The sequence below is a fragment of the Lacticaseibacillus styriensis genome, assembly GCF_030770295.1.
GTDB classification, from domain to species: domain Bacteria; phylum Bacillota; class Bacilli; order Lactobacillales; family Lactobacillaceae; genus Lacticaseibacillus; species Lacticaseibacillus casei.
The window spans coordinates 1,607,592-1,625,711 of record NZ_CP132483.1; the positions used below are offsets into that span (position 1 = coordinate 1,607,592).

Below are 18,120 nucleotides of genomic sequence, written 5' to 3' on the forward strand. Positions count from 1 at the left end.
AGCTAGTTTATTTAAAAGTAACGCATAATGTCATTAATCGTGACGGCGAGCATCAACAAGACCATCAAACCCAGACCGATCATCGTGACCACACCTTCAGTTTCCGGTTTGAGTGGTTTGCGCCGAATGATTTCGATCAGGTTTAATAGAATTTTCCCGCCGTCCAAGACCGGAATCGGCAATAGGTTGGAAATGCCCAAACCAAGGCTTAGGTAACCCATGAAAAACAACAAGCCGGCAAGCCCGCCTTTAGCACTTTGGCTGGTCATGGTATAAATGCCAACCGGCCCGGCGAGCTTATTAAGTGAAAAACCGCCAGTGACCATTGACTTCAAGACGTCCCAGGTACGAACAGCTAGATCCCATGTTTGGGTAAACCCATAAGTAAAGGCGCGCGCCGGTGACTTCTCAACGGGCACCATCACGCCAATCTTACCTTTCTTATCCGGTTTAATCGCAATATTTTGTGTTTTGCCATCCTGCTTGACAGTAAACATGACTGATTTGCCGGCATGTTTGCTGACCTGATTCGAAAGATCCGTAAATGAATGAATCTTCTTACCATCGATGGATTCAACCCTAGCATTCGATTTAAGTCCTGCTTGGGCAGCCGGGTAGTCGGGAAGAACGGTTCCAACCTGATTAGTATTCAAAATCTGCACGCCAAAAATCAGACCATAAATAATGAACGTCAAAATAGCGAGAATAAAGTTATTCATCGGTCCGGCAAAATTGACCAAGAGCCGCCGCCAAACCGGTGCATTTTGAAATTGCACGTCTTCCGGCGCAATCTGGACTTCTGTGCCATCTTCTTCGATGATAGTGGCGTCATGATCAACCTGCCAACTTTGCAAGGTCTCTTCATCACCATTCGGATAACCTTCGATGACAAGGTCCTTGACCAAATCGACGCGACTGACCTGAACCGGCATGCCGCCTTCTAATGTTGTTTTGTCACTGGCATTAATGCGGACAACTTTACCGGCATCGTTCAAAATCAAGCTCAGCATCGTGCCTGGTTTGATATCATCTTCATCATCCTGCCAGCCTGCCATACGCACATAACCGCCCAGTGGCAACAGGCGCAATGTGTAGGTCGTATTATTCTTATGTGACGCCCAAAGCTTTGGACCCATGCCAATCGAAAATTCACGCACCAGAATACCGCTGCGTTTTGCAAAGTAGAAATGGCCAAACTCGTGAACCACCACAAGAATGCAGAAGATAACAATAAAAGCAATGATTGTGGTCATATGTGCTCCTTAAAGGTTAGACAATGCCAAAGAGATGCAACATTGGCAATACCAGCAGTAGACTGTCGAATCGATCCAAGATGCCGCCGTGTCCCGGTAAAATTTTCCCGGAATCCTTAACGCCATAAAACCGTTTCAACGCAGATTCAATCAAATCCCCGATTTGCCCGATAACGGATAAACACAGCGCAATGCCCATCATCGGCCAGAATGTATAGTATTGCGGTAAAAACATTAAGTAAATAGCAGAGGTAATCAACGCCAGAACAATGCCGCCGATGCTGCCTTCAATCGTTTTGTTGGGGCTAATCGCCGGCCATAGTTTGTGACGGCCCAACTTACGGCCGATCATATAAGCACCGGTATCGGTAAGCCAGACGATTAACAGCGCAAACATCAACGTATCCAAACCTGCATCATTCCGCACGCTGATCAGATAATGAAAACCGGTTCCAATGTAAAAGAACGAAAGCACCGAGACGCCGATATCATCGAAGGTTGTCCGATTTTTGGTCGTGACCGTTAAAAATAGCAACAAGGCAACCGCAACATAAATCAAATCGATACGGCCCAAAAAGGCAGGCAGCCAGCGGAAAAAGCTATTTGGCAAAACCACGACCAAGACACCAAGCGCCGCAATCAGGAAATCCGGCGAAAGAATAATCCGCTTCCGCATAATATAGACTTCTGATAAAGCGATCAATGCCAAAACCGCCCCGGCTGTATCGATCCAACCGCCGCCCAGGATTAAAATCGGAATAAAAATCGCTAAGGCAACGACCGCCGTTATGACCCGTTGTTTCATGATAATAAATCCTCCATCACCATTTCATTAATTGATTATTTTTTCAAACCGCCAAAGCGGCGATCCCGCGCTTGATAAGCTGCGATCGCCGACTCAAGGGCAGCCGGTGAGAAGTCCGGCCAATAATCATCCACAAAAACCAGTTCACTGTATGCAATCTGCCACAGTAAAAAGTTAGAAATCCGCAACTCGCCACTGGTCCGAATCAGCAGGTCCGGATCAGCCAACGGGCCCAGAAATCCTGTCATCAAAGCGGAGGAAAAATGGGAATCATCAATTTCCTCTGGTTTGAGCGTACCTTCCTGAACCTGTTTAGCCAACTTTTGGGCGGCGTGAACCAGTTCATCACGACCGCCATAATTCAAAGCAAAGTTGAGAATCATCCCGGTATTATTAGCCGTATCAGCCATTGCCTTTTCACTCGCTTGACGTGTCGGCTCAGGCAAGTCAGCCAACTCACCCATAACTTCAACTTTAACATTTTCCTTAATTAAATCAGGCATGAAGTCATTAAAAAAGTCGACTGGCAAGCGCATTAAGTAATTGACCTCAGAACCTGGCCGCTTCCAATTTTCGGTTGAAAAAGCATACAAAGTCAAAACCTTAACGCCAAGGCGACTCGCCGCTTTGGTAATGGTTTTAACATTTTGCATGCCCTGCTTATGCCCGGCAACCCGCGGCAAAAAACGCCGCTTCGCCCAGCGGCCATTACCGTCCATAATAATCGCAATATGCGCAGGAATGCGTGAAAGATCAAGCTTTACTTTAGAACCCTTGGCTGTGGCCAAACTGGCGCCTCCTCACAACGTCCATGGTACCCTCAAGCACCAAATGTCTTAAACGATTGTAGCAGAAAAAAGGCAAGAGCGCGAACTGGCCCGGGTAGAAATCGGAGTGTAAGTGGCCTTGGGCGTGATGGCCGGGCTTTGGCCATTGCGACCAAGGTCCTTACACGCAGATTTCTGGGCCAGTGAGCGCGTTTCCATGCAGCATCGGCAAATCTTCCTCACACACCAGAGGTAGAAGCTTTGGCCATTGCGGTCAAGGTCCTTACACGCAAGCTTCTGCGCTAGGGAGCGCGTTTCCATGCAGCATCGGCTAACAGTGCTTCACTCAACACCGGCAGTTGAAAGTGAAAAGTTTTGTGCCATTGCGACCAAGGTCCTTACACGCAGATTTCTGGGCCAGTGAGCGCGTTTCCGTGCAGCATCGGCGAATCCTCCTCACACACCAGAGGTAGAAGCTTTGGCCATTGCGGTCAAGGTCCTTACACGCAAGCTTCTGCGCTGGGGAGCGCGTTTCCATGCAGCATCGGCTAACAGTACTTCACTCAACACCGGCAGTTGAAGTGAAAAGCTTTGTGCAATCGCCCCCAAAGCTCTTACACACAGACGCCCGCGCACTCACGCACCACCAAAAAACAAAAACCCCAGATTTCCTCTGAGGTTTGCCCACAACCATTAAGCTTCAGTGATCTCAAACTTCGGTAATTTCTTTTTCCTTAGCTGCGGCAATGTCGTCAATGCGCTTGGTTGCTTCATCCGTGACTTTTTGCATGTCTTTTTCAAGCCGATGCAATTCATCTTCGGTGATATCCCCGTCTTTTTCCTGACGTTTCAGCTTGTCAAGTCCTTCACGCCGGATATTGCGCACTGCAATTTTGGCATTTTCGGAAAATTTACCGACTTCTTTAGCAATTTCCTTCCGGCGCTCGCCTGTGAGTTGCGGAATCACCAGACGAATCACGTCGCCATCGTTAGCCGGATTAATGCCCAAATCACTGGCATTAATGGCCGTTTCAATGTTTTTCAGCGCAGATTTGTCATAAGGGCTGATTTGTAAGACCCGCGCTTCAGGAACAGTGATAGCTGCCATCTGGTTCAGCGGGGTAGGCGCACCATAATATTCCACCGTAATCTGATTAAGTAAACTGGCGTTGGCGCGACCTGCGCGAATATTACCTAGTTCGCGCTGCAATGATTCTTCGGTTTTGCCCATATTGGTTTTTGCCTGTTCGATAATTTGATTTGCCATTAGCTTCTCCCTTCGATTGTGGTGCCGATCTTTTGGCCTTCCACAACCCGTTTGATATTACCGGGCTCATTCAAGTTAAAGACAACTAAGTCGATGTCATTGTCCATTGACAACGTGCTGGCGGTTGAGTCCATGACCTTCAGATCCTTATTGATGATGTCCATGTGTGTGAGACTTTCGTACTTCACGGCGTGGGTATCTTTATTAGGATCAGCGGAGTATACGCCATCGACGTTGTTCTTCGCCATCAAAATGACATCAGCACCGATTTCTGCAGCACGTAACGCTGCCGTTGTGTCTGTGCTGAAGTACGGGTTGCCGGTACCGCCAGCGAAGATCACCACACGGCCCTTTTCTAAATGGCGAATGGCCTTGCGTCGAATGTAAGGTTCCGCAATCTGCCGCATCTCGATCGACGTTTGTACCCGAGTCGGGACACCTTGGCTTTCCAGATTATCCTGCAAAGCCAGTGCATTCATGACGGTGGCTAACATGCCCATGTAATCGGCTTGCGCGCGTTCCATGCCCATCTCGGCACCGGTTTCACCGCGCCAGATATTACCGCCGCCACAAACAATGGCGATTTGCACACCCAGTTCATGCACCTGCTTGATTTGTTCAGCGATCGTTGCAATGACGGGTGGCTTAATCCCAAAACCAGCCTCTCCTGCCAGCGCTTCTCCGCTGATTTTTAAAACGATCCGATTATATTTGACCATGTATCTTATCCCTCCGTTGGTTGCTGGCACTATTTTACCATAGTCACAGCATTTCTGCGGCAAGAAGCTGCAGACAACTGCCTGTTTTACCAGCTCTTCAACTGGATGGCCGAAAATTCATGACGCCCGCTGACATCCAACTTTCCTTTGTCCAAAACGTGGCGCCTTCATTTTGCCATAGAAAAGGGGCCCTGCCTCATCGACAGTCCCCTTTTGTTGGGTCATTAACCCTTGATTTGGTCCATGACCTCATCAGCAAAGTTTTCTTGTTTCTTTTCAATACCTTCGCCGACTTCATAACGAACGTAACCCTTGACGGTGCCGCCCTTAGCAGCAACGTACTTGGCAACGGTTTGGTCCGGATCCTTAACAAATTCCTGGTCAACCAGTGAAATCTCGCTCAACCACTTGTTAACTCGGCCTTCAACGATACGAGGGACAATCTTTTCTGGCTTGCCTTCGTTCTTGGTCTCTTCAGTGAAAATATCTGTCTGATGCTTCAATTCATCAGTTGGCACCTTGCTGCGATCTAGATATTCAGGATTGATCGCAGCAACATGCATTGCGACATCTTTGGCAGTGTCGTCATCGGCACCATCCAGAACCGTCAAAGCGGCAATTTGGCCACCGTTATGCAAGTAGGCACCAAAATGTTCATTATCTGTCTTGGTAACGACCTGGAAACGCCGCAAACTGATCTTTTCGCCAATAACCGCGGTCAAGGCAATAGCACCTTCATCGATTGTCTGACCATCACTCATCTTGGTCGCCTTGGCAGCGTCAAGATCAGCCGGCTTGTTAGCAGCAATCGCCGCTGCTACCTTGTTGACATAGTCCTTAAACTGATCATTCGAAGCCACAAAGTCGGTTTCCGAGTTCACTTCAACAATCGCAGCGGTGTTACCGTTAATGGCAATTTCTGCCAAACCTTCAGCTGCAATGTTGCCGCTCTTTTTAGCCGCTTTTGCCAAACCTTTTTCGCGCAAGACATCAATCGCCTTGTCCATATCGCCGTCAGCTGCGACCAACGCCTTCTTGGCATCCATCATCCCAACCTGGGTGCGGTCACGTAATTCTTTAACTTGTGCAGCAGTAATTTGAGCCATGGATCTGATCCTCCTTGATTGTAAAAAAGCTGCCTGCAGATCTTGCAGTATGCGAAACCCTCAGACAGCTTAATGTTTAATTAATTAATTAGCGCTCTTGTTGTCGCCTTCAACGGCTTCCACGATATCTTCCATGGAGTCAGCCTTCTTATCGGCAGCTGGCTGCTGGTCCTGGTCGTCGCCTTGGTCTTCACCCTGGTTGCCTTCAATGATTGCATCAGCCATCTTGGAAGTAATCAGACGAACGGCACGAATCGCGTCATCGTTAGAAGGAATGATGACATCAATATCATCAGGATCGGTGTTTGTATCAACCATCGCAACGATCGGAATGTTCAGCTTTTGTGCTTCCTGAACCGCAATCTTTTCCTTGCGTGGGTCAACAATGAACAGCACATCCGGAATCCGTGGCATGTCTTCGATGCCGCCAAGGAATTTTTCAAGCTTTTCTTGTTGCTTCTTCAGAAGTGAAACTTCTTTCTTAGGAAGGACATCAAAAGTGCCATCTGTAGCCATCTTCTTGATGTCTTTAAGCCGCTTGATCCGGGTTTGAATCGTGTTCCAGTTGGTCAGCGTACCACCGAGCCAACGGTGATTAACGTAGTATTGACCAGCGCGGGTTGCTTCTTCAGCAATAGCATCTTGTGCCTGCTTTTTTGTTCCAACGAACAAGAAGACGCCGCCGTTTTGGGCTTCTTCCTTCACGAAATTATAAGCATCGTCAATCATCTTAACGGTCTTTTGCAGATCGATGATGTAGATACCGTTTCTTTCCGTAAAGATATACGGCTTCATCTTAGGATTCCAACGACGGGTTTGATGCCCGAAATGTACACCAGCTTCAAGAAGCTGTTTCATGCTTAATACTGCCATGTGTTTGTTCCTCCATTATGGTTTTATTCCTCTTGACAACGTCAGCTCGCAGGTGGACTTCAAAGGAAGCACCCCACTCACGATCAGTCAGTCAATGTGGTTTGTGCATACCGCACTCGATAAAGTATACAGACTTTTCACGACTTTGACAAGCCCTACCACTTGACATGATGCGCGGTTAAAAATTGCTCTTTTTTGCGCCGATTTTGATGTTTAAAGTGCCATTCCGCCGAGAGTGCTTCGTGCTTTTCGGGAAATGCTTCCTGGTACAACAACCGAACCGGTCGCCGCGATGCCGTATACTTCGCACCCTTACCGGCATTGTGCGTGGCTAATCGCGCTTCAACATCATCAGTAAAGCCGCCATAGAAGGTTCCATCGGCGCATAAGAGTACGTAAAAGTAATAATACTTACTCACCATGCAACAACCTCCTGACGACTGGCGTATAGCTGCCATCTGCCTCATGCACAATCAGTGGCGGCATGATTCGCAAGCCATCCGGTCGTCCGGCTTTGATGGCTGCAATCAAAACCATGTTTGCCTCCCGATCCTCGCGCGGATGAATGAATTGCAACTGCTTAGGCGCCAAACCGGCCGCGGTTAAAGTTGCCAGCAATTCTGCAAGGCGTTCCGGACGGTGAACAAAATAGGCTTTGCCTTGATACTTCAATAAATCGGCGCTGACTTTTGCCACCGTAGCGAAGTCAGTGGTTAATTCATGTCGCGCTAAAGCAAGATGATCATTCGGGTTGGTGATACTTTGGTCACTCACCTTAAAATAGGGAGGATTACACGTCACAACGTCAACTGAATCCTTTGCGACCACCTGAGTTGTCTGTGCTAAATCACCAGCATGCACATCAACGTTTGTCAGATGATTCAATTCGACACTACGACGCGCCATATCTGCCAACCGTGGTTGTAATTCCACCATGGTCACCTGGCCATCTGTTTCGCGCGCCAAAAAAAGCCCGACAGCACCATTGCCGGCTGCTAAATCAACTACTCGGCTGTGCCGCTTGATTTGGGCGAAATTGGCCAGTAAAACTGCATCTAATGAAAACGAAAAAACCGTAGCACTTTGTATAATTTTAATGTTGCGACTGGCCAGCACGTCGACCCGTTCATCTGGCAGTAATGACATCTCCAACACCTTTTTCCTCCGAAAGCTGGTTTACAATGGTATAATTTACCACAAAAGTTTAACCATGAAGGAAGAATAAGCCATGTTTTATAGTTTTCTGCGTTATGTCGTAGCCGGTTTACTCTGGCTCATCAATGGACACGTTAAGGCTCAGGATAAGCAACAATTGCCTGACGGGCCATTTGTCCTGGTTGCGCCTCACCGCTCCTGGCTCGACCCGGTTTTCCTCGCACTTGCCTCTTGGCCGCACCATTTTTCATTTATGGCAAAAAGCGAATTGTTTAAAAATCCCCTGTTGCGCTGGTTACTTGTTAAAGTTGGGGCTTTCCCGGTTGATCGTGCGCATCCCGGCCCCAGTGCCATCAAGGTTCCGGTCCGTGCTTTAAAGCAGGAAAATAAGGCGCTAATGATTTTCCCTACCGGCTCGCGTTACTCCGCGGATATGAAAGGCGGGGCGATTCTGATTGCCAAGTTGGCAAAAGCGCCGATTGTACCGGCTGTCTATCAAGGCCCGGGAACTTTTTGGTCATTGTTTAAACGCAAACCTGCAATTGTCCGTTTCGGATCACCGGTTGAGCCTCCAAAAGGTCGGCTGACTGACGAAGCGCTCGCAACCTTTAGCGATCAGTTGCAAGAAAAGTTTGCGGCGTTGGATCACGCGATCAATCCGGATTATAAGTACATTCCTGATAAGAAGAAATATCTGGAAGAAAAAGAACATGGTGACGTTTGAGGTTCGCTTGTCGAACCTTTTTCGTTGGATGGGCTTGTGTTGAACCGTTTGATGTTATGTGCTTTTGGGTGTAGTACCCAGTGAACGTTCAGCCCCCTCAACGCGTTCGCCGATACAGGAGTTGGCTCACGCTCACTTCTTCATAACGCGCTCCCCGGCGCAGAATAGAAAGGACAAGTATCCTTATGAATCTTTGGAAAAGAATGACCCGTAAGCCAGACTTGGCGGCCGCACTTAAAGCTGATGATTTACTGACACGAAGCTTAACGACGCGAGATTTGATTGCATTAGGCATTGGTGCCGTTATCGGTACTGGGATTTTTATTTTGCCTGGTACCGTTGCCGCTACAACGAGTGGCCCGGCAATCACGATAGCGTTCATTTTGGCGGCGGTTGTGTGTTCATTGGCTGCCATGTGTTATGCGGAATTTGCTTCGGCACTGCCGGTGGCGGGTTCGGCTTATGCGTATGGCAATATTGTTTTCGGGCAGGTTTTTGGCTGGATCATTGGCTGGGCACTCATTCTTGAATACATGTTGGCAGTTGCTGCGGTTTCGACTAGCTTTTCTGCCTACTTTGCCAGTTTGCTAACGGGTTTTCATATTCATCTGCCTGCAGCGATTGCCGGACCGTTCTCGCCTAGCCACGGTACTTATGTCAACCTGATTGCCGTCCTTGTTGTTTTGTTAATCGGCATTATGCTTTCGCGTGGCATGCAGTCTTCGATGGCGATCAATCGACTCATGGTTTTAGTTAAATTGCTTATCATTCTTATTTTCGTGATCGTCGGTTTCTTTTACGTTCAGCCGGCGAATTGGCATCCTTACCTGCCATTTGGTGCCAAAGGCGTTCTCGCCGGGGCTGCCATGGTTTTCTTTGCTTACCTTGGCTTTGACGCAGTGTCGGCGTCAGCTCCTGAAGTAAAGCAACCTCAACACACCTTGCCTCGTGGGATTATCGGTACCTTGATCATCGCCACAGTCCTATATGTTTTAGTCGCCATTGTTTTGACAGGAATGGTGCCATTTACCAAACTGGACGTTGCTGATCCAGTTGCGTTTGCGCTCGGTGCGGTTCATTTACGCGGTCTTGGCGGTTTCATTTCGGTTGGTGCACTGGCAGGGATGTTCACCATGATGGTCACGATGATTTACAGCTCATCCCGATTGATTTATGCTATTGGCCGTGATGGCTTGCTTCCCCGTTGGTTCGGTCATATTAGCGGACATCTACCGGAAAATGCCCTCTGGACAGTGGTTGCGATTATCGCGATCATGGGCGGGCTGGTGCCGCTAAACCAGCTGGTCAACCTTGTTAACATCGGCACGCTGATTGCATTCGCGTTTGTGTCCATCGGCATCATCCCGTTACGTCGACATAAAGCCATCACTAATGATGGCTTTCACGTTCCCGGTTACCCAGTGACGCCAATCGTGTCGTTTCTCTTTTGCCTGTTGCTCATGACCCAATTAAGTGTTGAAACCTGGCTTATGAGTCTCGCGTGGTTTGCGTTTGGCTTGGTCATTTATTTCAGCTATGGCATCAGACACGGGCACGTTTCCGAAGCAAAAATCAGGTAACAATCAACATCATATTTACTTAAGAGAGGAAAATAATATTGGTCAATAAACAAACAGCAACCTGCCTTGTTGATGGTCAAGTATATGCCATCAGTGATGGGCTTTTCTTAAGTGATCTGGAAACCAAACTCGTCAACATTATCAAAAACGATTATCCCAAGGCCACTAAGAATAGTTTCATCTGCAATTCGCATTTATTAAATTATCGGCTTGAACGGATGCGACGCCAACAACGCCAAGATGAACGGGCCCATGAAAAGATCAACCGTAAAATGTCGCAGGCATTGGTCAAGGATGATTTTCAACTGACCGATGTTTACGACAACATGGAAGCAACGAACACATTCGGCGAACGAATTGCTGACGCGGTTGCCAAGTATGCCGGCTCATGGCCGTTTATCATCCTCTTCTCCGGCTTCATGGTGGTTTGGATGATTCTCAACACGGTGGGCATCTTTGGCCATAAGTTTGATCCGTTCCCGTTCATTTTATTAAACCTCTTTTTGAGTATGGTAGCAGCGTTGCAGGCACCGCTCATTATGATGAGCCAGAACCGCGCGGCTGAGTATGATCGACTTGAAGCCAAGAATGACTATCATGTTAATCTTAAGTCGGAAGAAGAGATTCGCTTACTTCATTCCAAACTGGACCACATTATTGCCGACGACAACCCGAATTTATTTGAAAGTCAGCGCCTGACAGTTGAGGTTATGGGCGAAATGGTCAACCAGTTGACGGAAACCCGCCAACAGCTTGAACTACTTAAAGCCAGTCAGGATGAAACCGACAAGGTCGTGCACGAGGAAAAATCGAAAAAATAAAACATCCCTATTTGGCGTGGCATGTGATGCCCACTTACCAAACAGCGGATGTTCTTTTTTACACCAAATTTTCGGATACCATCATTTGTTAGTGGATTCAGCGCCACTGTCACCGACTTGCAGATGATACATTTCATAATAGCGACCATGTTTAGCCAATAAGGATTCATGCGTCCCACGTTCGACAATTCGCCCGGCATTCAGTACCAAAATAAGGTTGGCATCCTGAATAGTCGAAAGACGATGGGCAATGGCGATCGTCGTCCGTCCCTGTCGAATACGCCGCAAGCCCTCCTGAATCACTGACTCGGTTTCTGTGTCGATATTGGCAGTTGCCTCATCCAAGACGAGAATCTTGGGATTCGTCACAACCGTGCGGGCGAATGAAATGAGCTGCCGTTCGCCGCTGGAAAACTCGCTTCCGCCTTCAATAACCTTGGCATGATAGTGATCCGGTAATTTGTTGATGAAGCGATCCGCCTGAACGAATTCAGCCGCTTGCTGAACCTGCTGATCCGTAATCTGATCATTGAACAAGCGAATATTGCTACTGATATCCCCATAAAACATGAAGGAATCCTGCAGCACCAAACCAAGCTTCTTCCGCAATTCTTCCATCGGGTAATCACGAATGTCGACATCATCAATCAAAATCTGCCCTTTGCCAAACTCGTAAAAGCGCATCATGACATTGATAATCGAACTTTTACCCGAACCGGTATGACCAACTAATGCCACCGTCTCCCCAGGGTTGGCAACAAAACTGATATCATGCAAAATATCGTGCTTGCCATCATAGGCAAAACTAACATGGCGGAATTCAATTTTGCCTTGCTGAATCACCGCATGCGCGTCAGGGTGCTGGGCGGGCGCGTACTCTTTGCTATCCAAAATCCGGAAAATTCGGCTACCAGCTACCACACCGTCTTGTAGAAACGACAGATTATCCATCATGTTGACCATCGGGTTGAAGAAGTTAGCAGTATACGTGGTGAACGCATACACCAAACCAGCTTCAACATAACTATGCATGGAAATCAGCCCGAACGTCCACAAGACTGCAATCAATGCGAACGAATATAACAGATTGATCACAGACGACAGCAGCAAGGAGTTCACGCGAATCATGGCCTTTCGAGCGTCAAGGTATTCCTGATTCGTCGCTTCAAACTCACGGCTAATCCGGTTTTCCTGGCGAAACTGCTGAATAATGCTGATACCTTCAATCGATTCATTCAGCTGGGTATTCAACTCGGAAAGCTTTTCGCGCATGTGCCGATAAACTTTGGAGCTGTACGTGCTGTAATACCAGACAACCACTAACAAAATGGGTAAGAACGCAGCCACCAACAACGCAATTTTAGGATTAGCCGCAAACATGATGGTAAAGCTACTGATAACCGAGAACAAGCCGACGATGACCGCCAAAATAACGTTCCAGAAATCAGAGAAAGTCATGGTATCATTCGTGACGCGCGAGACAATCGAACCAGCCGGCGTCTGATCAAAATAACGCATGCCAAGTGTATGCAGTTTAGCAAACAACTGTCGCCGCGCATCTTCAAGTCCCCGTTCAGCGCCCATGTTGAATAAAAAGGTCTGGAAGAACTGAAAGACGGCTTTTACGAAGGTGCCAAATGCGTATAAGACCGCAAACAATAGGAGAATTTTGACGGTCGCGCTTTGATTCGCCAAATACCGATCCATAAAAATCTGCAGGATCTTTGGCAGTAAGACGTTCATACCTGCCAATAACGCCGCAGCAACAATCGCACCGATGAATTGACGTTTGTATGGTCGGGTAAAGCCCATGAGTCGACGCATAATCTTAATCTGTTGTCGCACCGGGATACTTTTAGACCATGCACTTTCGTAACCTTTACTTGCCACGTACGTCACCTTCCTCCGCTGCTTCCATTTCCTGCTTTGCCCACATTTCGGCATACCAACCATGTTTGGCCAACAATTGGGCATGTGTACCACGCTCAATGACCTGGCCGTTTTCCAAAACAATAATTTCATCGGCATGCATCACTGAGCTCAAGCGATGAGCCGCAATGATCGTTGTTTTATGCGCGCGATCACGTTTCATGTTGGTCAGAATTTCTTCTTCGGTTTTCGCATCCACTGCTGACAAGGCATCATCCAGGATCAACAATTCAGGCGCATTGATGACCGCCCGAGCGATGGCCAAGCGTTGTTTCTGTCCGCCAGATAAACTGACGCCTTTTTCGCCGACTAACGTTTCATAACCCGCCGTGAATTTTCTGATATCATCATGCACCGCACTTTCCCTGGCAGCATTTTCCACGTCCTGCTGGCCCTTTTCAAAGGCAGAGAAGCGAATGTTGTCCGCGACCGTGGTTGAAAACAGAAAATTATCCTGCGGGACATAGCCGATCGAATCAAGCAAGGCATCCAGCGAATAATCCTTGATGTTATGACCGCCGAATTCAATGAACCCATCGTAATTATCGAATTCACGCAACAGAAGTTTGAAAATCGTACTCTTGCCGGCGCCGACCTTCCCGACAATCCCGAGCGTGTTGCCTTCCAACAAAGTAAAATGGACCCGACTCAAGGCCACCTGCTGATCGTTGGGATAACTAAACTTGTTGATCTGATACCGGATATTACCATGCGCCGGCGTGGTAATCGCGTCTTTGGCTTCGAGAATTGTCGAGCGTTCCTGAAGCAGTTCGTTGACCCGATCATAACTGGCATTCCCACGTTCAAGAATGTTAAACAGTCGGCCAATCGCAAACATAGGCCAGACTAACGCCGAAACATAAGTCACAAATGAAACTAACTGGCCAATTGAAATTTGCCCGTGCACCACTTGCCAGCCGCCATAAATGATCGTAATCACATAGGTAAGCCCCATAATCAAACTGGTCGTCGGATCAAACAACGCATCAATAAAATTAACCCGGCGATTAATCTGCACGGTTCGATCGACAATCCGGTTAAAGTCGGCCGTATCCTCCGCTTCCTGGCCGAATGTCTTGATCACTTTGATACCGCTGACACTTTCCTGCGTTTTATCATTCAACCGCGAAAATGCCGCCTGCGACTCGGAAAACGCCGCATGCAGTCTGGTGCCTAACTTACGCGCCATCACGGCCAGCAGAGGCATCGGCAAAATAGCCACAATCGTCAGTCGCCAATCAACGACCAAAATCATCGCGATAATGGTCGTGCCTCCCGTAATGAACGAATCAAATAAGGTCAAAATTCCGGCACCAGCCACGTTTTGCACCGCGTTTAAATCATTGGTAGCATGTGCCATCAAATCCCCGGTGCGATGTTTTTGATAAAAAGTCGCGTCCATTTTCATAAAATGCCAAAATAAACGGGTCCGCAACGTGCGCTCCAACTTTGCGGCCCCGCCCCAGATTGCATTACGCCATCCATAACGGAAGAGATATTGCGCAATTCCGGAGAACAGCAGCAGCCCCAGCATAAGGGCAAGATAATTGCCTGTCAGCCGTGATTTACTCATCGCGTCAACTAGATCGCCGATGACCTTTGGCGGAATCAAATTAACCAAGGCTACTAATAGTAAAAAGGTCACGCCTAACAGGTAACGCCGCCACTCTTGTTTAAAATACCACCCTAATTTTCTAAAAATTCCCACAACCATGCTCCTTAAATCGCCAACCTAATTCGCGCGTTCAGAATCAAGCTGCTTGTTTTATGAAATAAATGACTTATGTTTTCTCATAAGCGCCGTTAGTTATGAATATTCTCTCATGATAGCACAAACATCGTTAGGACGCGAAAACGCGACGACAGAAAGCATCTCTGTCATCGCGTTTTCTTAGCAATTACTTAGCATTACGTTGGGCTTGTTTCATTTGCGCCATCATTTGGTTCAGTTTCTTAGCAGATGGCTTTTGCCCCATTTGCATCATCATGGTGCGCAGCATGTCTTCGTTCACAGGCGGATTATCTTGAAAATACTTTTTCATATATGCCCGTGCGCCGAAGAATCCGCCTGCTAAGCCGACCAGTAACGCAATGATCCCCACAAGTATTGTGATTAGCAATGTGCGGCCTCCTTCAAGTTTCATTTCTCATTGTACTAAAGCGCTTTGTTGTTGAAAAGACTAATCTTTCCGCCAGCCATGTTCGCGTTGGATTTTTTGGACTTTTTTGCTGGTGATTTCTTGTCCTTTTTTGTCAAAAACCTGGGTGTGCTCGATTTGATCGCGTAAACCGGCACGAAAATCTTTTAAATAAGCTTCACGCAGCTGTTGACGTTCGATTTTTTCCTCAGGTGTCAACCCTACGCTGCGATCTTTCTTGGCTAATTCATTGATCCGATCCAGTCGTTCTTTTGGTTGTTGTGCCATCATGTTGCCCCCTAAGTTTTAATATCATCACTTAATTTAGTTGAACCGCGTGGTAGTGATAATTTGCGGCTTCATGATCAGGATACGGCGCATTTTGTAACATCGCAACATATTCTGCGGCACGGCGCCGAGAAGAGAAGGCTTTGAGCAACTCGATAGGCGCCAAGCGGTCCGCGTAGTAGACAACATAAATCAACTGATCGTTCATGAGCCTTCACCTCGAGTCTGTCGTGGCGCGGTGGTGGCGTGAGCTGGAATCCCCGTTAACTCCCATAACGCGCTCGCAGTCGCAGAAATCTGCGTGTAAGGACCTTTTGTGGTTCTTGTACTAGTCTGGCTTTTGGACTGGGATCCCCCGTCAACTCCCATAACGCGTTCACCGGCGCAGAAGTCTGCGTGTAAGGACCTTGGTCGCAATGGCCAAAGCCCGGCCATTACGCCCAAGGCCACTTACACTCCGACTTCTAAACGCGCCGGTTCACGCTCAAAACAAAAAAAGACCGTTTCCGGCCTTTTCCAAGATTAACGACGCTTTTCGCGGATACGTGCTGCTTTGCCGCGGAGTGCGCGTAGGTAGTAGAGTTTTGCCCGACGAACCTGGCCGTGACGGGTGACTTCAATCTTTTCGACCCGTGGGGAGTGTAATGGGAATGTCCGTTCCACACCGACACCGTTTGAGATTTTACGAACAGTGTAGGTAGCGGAAATGCCAACACCGCGACGTTTGATTACAACGCCTTCAAAGAGCTGAATACGTTCACGTTCGCCTTCAACGATCTTGGCGTGGACGCGGACGTTATCACCTGCACGGAAGTCAGGAATATCGTCGCGTAACTGTTTCTTGGTAATTTCTTGAATCAATGGGTTCATTGGTCTTTCTCCTTTGCCGACATTCATAATCATCCCGAACAGCGGAATGCCGTTGATATGTGACGTATCACAATCAATAAGTTTAGCATGTCCGGTGATGCGTGTAAAGAGAAAATTCTTTACAAGATTGGCAGCCACTATGTTTCTAAACAACCAGACTGCCTAATCCAAAAACCTCGTAGCATTTCGGGCCTAATTTTGCTCCGAATCTTCTGCGTTCCGGGTGCTTGCATTTAACCGTCTTTCTGCTGCTTTAGTAGCCTCTTCTGTTTTAACCTCGCGTAACAGTTTTTTGGCAGCATCATCAAGTTCGACCCGCTCAAGCAAATCCGGCCGCCGCAGAAAGGTTCGACGCAGACTTTCCTTCAACCGCCAGCGGGCAATCAGCTGATGGTTGCCATTTTGGAGGACTTCAGGCACCTTCATACCGCGATATTCAGGCGGACGGGTGTATTGCGGATACTCGAGCAGGCCATTTTCAAAACTGTCGGTGTGGGCACTTTCGTCATTACCCAAAACACCTGGCAAAAGCCGGACAATGGCATCAATCATGACCATTGCCGGCAGCTCGCCGCCGGTTAGGACATAGTCGCCAAGTGAATATTCATCGGTGACAAGTGTCCGAATCCGTTCATCATAACCTTCGTAATGCCCACAAATGAAGACCAGGTGGCTTTCTTGCGAGAGTTCCCGGGCGGCTTGCTGGTCGAACTTTTTGCCTGCCGGATCCATCAAAATAACCCGCTTAGGCCCCGGATGGCGTTGATTGACCCCATCCATGGCCTCAAACAGCGGTTCCGGCTTGAGCAACATGCCAGCACCGCCACCATAAGGCGTGTCATCTACGTGATGGTGTTTGTCATGGCTATAACTGCGATAATCAACCACATCAAAGTTAAGCAGGTGGCGTTCAAGCGCCTTCCCGATCATGCTTTCGCGCAATGGCTCAAACATATTTGGAAACAAGCTTAAAACATCAATCTGCATCGTCAATCAACCCTTCCGGCACGATGACGTGCGCTTCCTTGCGTTCCAGATCAATCGACTGTACCACAGACTTTAAAAACGGCAACAAAATCTCACTTTTACCGGCGCGGGGAATTACCCAGACATCATTAGGACCGGGGCTGAGAATCTCACTGACTTTGCCGAGTGTCTGACCATGCTCATCAATCACCGTCAAGCCGATAATATCTTTATAATAATAGCTACCGGCTTCAAGCGGCTGTAAGGCAGCATCCGTGACCTGCATTTTTTTTCCTTTGAACGGTAAAACCTGGTTAATATCCGTATAGCCTTTAAACGTCAGCATCGTGAGGCCTTTATGTTCGCGAACTGATTGAATCGTCAGCGCCGTTTTGGGCGAAGTCGCAACATAGACCGTCTTCCCCACCTGAAACCGCTGTTCCGGAAAATCTGTCGTCACAAGTACGCGAACCTCACCGCGGATGCCATGGGTATTCACAATCGTACCAATATCATAATACTCGGGCATACATTTCCTCCTTATGTCTCCACCAGTCATGTCAAAATAAAAAGACCGACGCGGTATGCGCCAGCCTTTTTATTTTGTATGCGGCGCATCCAAAATATTGAGCCGCACCCGCTTATTGTACGGGCTTTTAACACTGTATACAATGGTTCGGATTGCCTGGGCAACCCGGCCCTGTTTGCCGATCACGCGGCCGACATCTTCAGGTGCAACAGCCAGATCAAAGGCCATATACTCGCCTGTTTCATGTGCCGTCACCTTTACGGCTTCTGGTTTGGTAACCAGCGGGGTAACAATGGCTTTGATCAAACTACCGATATCCACCATTCAAGA

The 18,120-nt window shown here is 48.0% G+C and carries 21 protein-coding genes; 3 read left to right on the forward strand and 18 right to left on the reverse strand.

The features are described from left to right. Nucleotides 1-11: 11 nt before the first annotated feature. The 9 genes from rseP to LACSTY_RS07735 form a co-directional block, all read right to left on the reverse strand. Nucleotides 12-1,253 (reverse strand): RIP metalloprotease RseP, encoded by a 1,242-nt coding sequence (rseP, locus tag LACSTY_RS07695; RefSeq protein WP_087912227.1) that lies wholly within the window; start codon nt 1,251-1,253, stop codon nt 12-14. Nucleotides 1,254-1,269: 16 nt separating this feature from the next. After that, a complete protein-coding gene (locus tag LACSTY_RS07700) occupies nt 1,270-2,058 on the reverse strand; it encodes a phosphatidate cytidylyltransferase (protein ID WP_306390906.1) in 789 nt (262 codons plus the stop codon). Nucleotides 2,059-2,093: 35 nt separating this feature from the next. Then, complete coding sequence (gene uppS, locus LACSTY_RS07705; RefSeq protein WP_087912228.1) at nt 2,094-2,846, reverse strand: undecaprenyl pyrophosphate synthase; 753 nt, start codon at nt 2,844-2,846, stop codon at nt 2,094-2,096. Nucleotides 2,847-3,534: 688 nt separating this feature from the next. Continuing rightward, nucleotides 3,535-4,092, reverse strand: coding sequence for a ribosome recycling factor (frr, locus tag LACSTY_RS07710; RefSeq protein ID WP_010488081.1), 558 nt, complete (start codon nt 4,090-4,092; stop codon nt 3,535-3,537). Beyond that, nucleotides 4,092-4,811 carry a UMP kinase gene (gene pyrH, locus LACSTY_RS07715; protein WP_010488080.1) on the reverse strand — a complete coding sequence of 240 codons (720 nt, stop codon included), beginning with the start codon at nt 4,809-4,811 and terminating at the stop codon, nt 4,092-4,094. Before pyrH ends, frr begins: the two co-directional genes overlap by 1 nt. Nucleotides 4,812-5,035: 224 nt before the next feature. Further along, nucleotides 5,036-5,917, reverse strand: a complete 882-nt coding sequence (gene tsf / locus LACSTY_RS07720) for a translation elongation factor Ts (protein ID WP_087912229.1) — start codon at nt 5,915-5,917, stop codon at nt 5,036-5,038. 84 nt (nt 5,918-6,001) lie between these two features. Then, nucleotides 6,002-6,790: a 30S ribosomal protein S2 gene (rpsB, locus tag LACSTY_RS07725; RefSeq protein WP_010488078.1), complete on the reverse strand. Its 789-nt coding sequence runs from the start codon at nt 6,788-6,790 to the stop codon at nt 6,002-6,004. 155 nt (nt 6,791-6,945) lie between these two features. Further along, complete coding sequence (locus LACSTY_RS07730; RefSeq protein WP_087912230.1) at nt 6,946-7,212, reverse strand: GIY-YIG nuclease family protein; 267 nt, start codon at nt 7,210-7,212, stop codon at nt 6,946-6,948. Continuing rightward, nucleotides 7,202-7,936 (reverse strand): tRNA1(Val) (adenine(37)-N6)-methyltransferase, encoded by a 735-nt coding sequence (locus LACSTY_RS07735; protein WP_087912231.1) that lies wholly within the window; start codon nt 7,934-7,936, stop codon nt 7,202-7,204. Before LACSTY_RS07735 ends, LACSTY_RS07730 begins: the two co-directional genes overlap by 11 nt. Nucleotides 7,937-8,018: 82 nt before the next feature. Here LACSTY_RS07735 and LACSTY_RS07740 point away from each other — a divergent pair, with 82 nt between their 5' ends. From LACSTY_RS07740 to LACSTY_RS07750, 3 genes are all read left to right on the forward strand, one after another. Then, nucleotides 8,019-8,669, forward strand: coding sequence for a lysophospholipid acyltransferase family protein (locus LACSTY_RS07740; protein ID WP_049169464.1), 651 nt, complete (start codon nt 8,019-8,021; stop codon nt 8,667-8,669). Between the two features lie 185 nt (nt 8,670-8,854). Next, nucleotides 8,855-10,249 carry an amino acid permease gene (locus LACSTY_RS07745; RefSeq protein ID WP_087912232.1) on the forward strand — a complete coding sequence of 465 codons (1,395 nt, stop codon included), beginning with the start codon at nt 8,855-8,857 and terminating at the stop codon, nt 10,247-10,249. 38 nt (nt 10,250-10,287) lie between these two features. Beyond that, nucleotides 10,288-11,070 (forward strand): DUF1003 domain-containing protein, encoded by a 783-nt coding sequence (locus tag LACSTY_RS07750; protein WP_087912233.1) that lies wholly within the window; start codon nt 10,288-10,290, stop codon nt 11,068-11,070. Between the two features lie 81 nt (nt 11,071-11,151). Here LACSTY_RS07750 and LACSTY_RS07755 read toward each other — a convergent pair whose 3' ends face one another. The 9 genes from LACSTY_RS07755 to LACSTY_RS07795 form a co-directional block, all read right to left on the reverse strand. Beyond that, nucleotides 11,152-12,960 carry an ABC transporter ATP-binding protein gene (locus LACSTY_RS07755; protein ID WP_087912234.1) on the reverse strand — a complete coding sequence of 603 codons (1,809 nt, stop codon included), beginning with the start codon at nt 12,958-12,960 and terminating at the stop codon, nt 11,152-11,154. Next, on the reverse strand, nt 12,950-14,707 hold the full coding sequence (locus LACSTY_RS07760) for an ABC transporter ATP-binding protein (RefSeq protein ID WP_087912235.1): 1,758 nt from the start codon (nt 14,705-14,707) through the stop codon (nt 12,950-12,952). The genes LACSTY_RS07755 and LACSTY_RS07760 overlap by 11 nt, the downstream gene beginning before the upstream one ends. A 190-nt stretch (nt 14,708-14,897) precedes the next feature. After that, nucleotides 14,898-15,119, reverse strand: a complete 222-nt coding sequence (locus LACSTY_RS07765; RefSeq protein ID WP_010488061.1) for a YneF family protein — start codon at nt 15,117-15,119, stop codon at nt 14,898-14,900. Nucleotides 15,120-15,179: 60 nt separating this feature from the next. Next, nucleotides 15,180-15,425: a DUF896 domain-containing protein gene (locus tag LACSTY_RS07770; protein WP_049169468.1), complete on the reverse strand. Its 246-nt coding sequence runs from the start codon at nt 15,423-15,425 to the stop codon at nt 15,180-15,182. A gap of 31 nt (nt 15,426-15,456) precedes the next feature. Then, nucleotides 15,457-15,633, reverse strand: coding sequence for a hypothetical protein (locus LACSTY_RS07775; protein ID WP_010488057.1), 177 nt, complete (start codon nt 15,631-15,633; stop codon nt 15,457-15,459). 314 nt (nt 15,634-15,947) lie between these two features. Next, entirely contained in the window at nt 15,948-16,295 is a 348-nt protein-coding gene (gene rplS, locus LACSTY_RS07780) for a 50S ribosomal protein L19 (protein WP_010488055.1), read from the reverse strand. A 192-nt stretch (nt 16,296-16,487) separates the two neighbouring features. Next, nucleotides 16,488-17,282 carry a tRNA (guanosine(37)-N1)-methyltransferase TrmD gene (gene trmD / locus LACSTY_RS07785; protein WP_087912237.1) on the reverse strand — a complete coding sequence of 265 codons (795 nt, stop codon included), beginning with the start codon at nt 17,280-17,282 and terminating at the stop codon, nt 16,488-16,490. Further along, entirely contained in the window at nt 17,272-17,790 is a 519-nt protein-coding gene (gene rimM / locus LACSTY_RS07790) for a ribosome maturation factor RimM (protein ID WP_025012453.1), read from the reverse strand. The genes trmD and rimM overlap by 11 nt, the downstream gene beginning before the upstream one ends. A gap of 69 nt (nt 17,791-17,859) precedes the next feature. Further along, nucleotides 17,860-18,114, reverse strand: coding sequence for a KH domain-containing protein (locus LACSTY_RS07795; protein WP_049169471.1), 255 nt, complete (start codon nt 18,112-18,114; stop codon nt 17,860-17,862). Between the last annotated feature and the right edge of the window lie 6 nt (nt 18,115-18,120).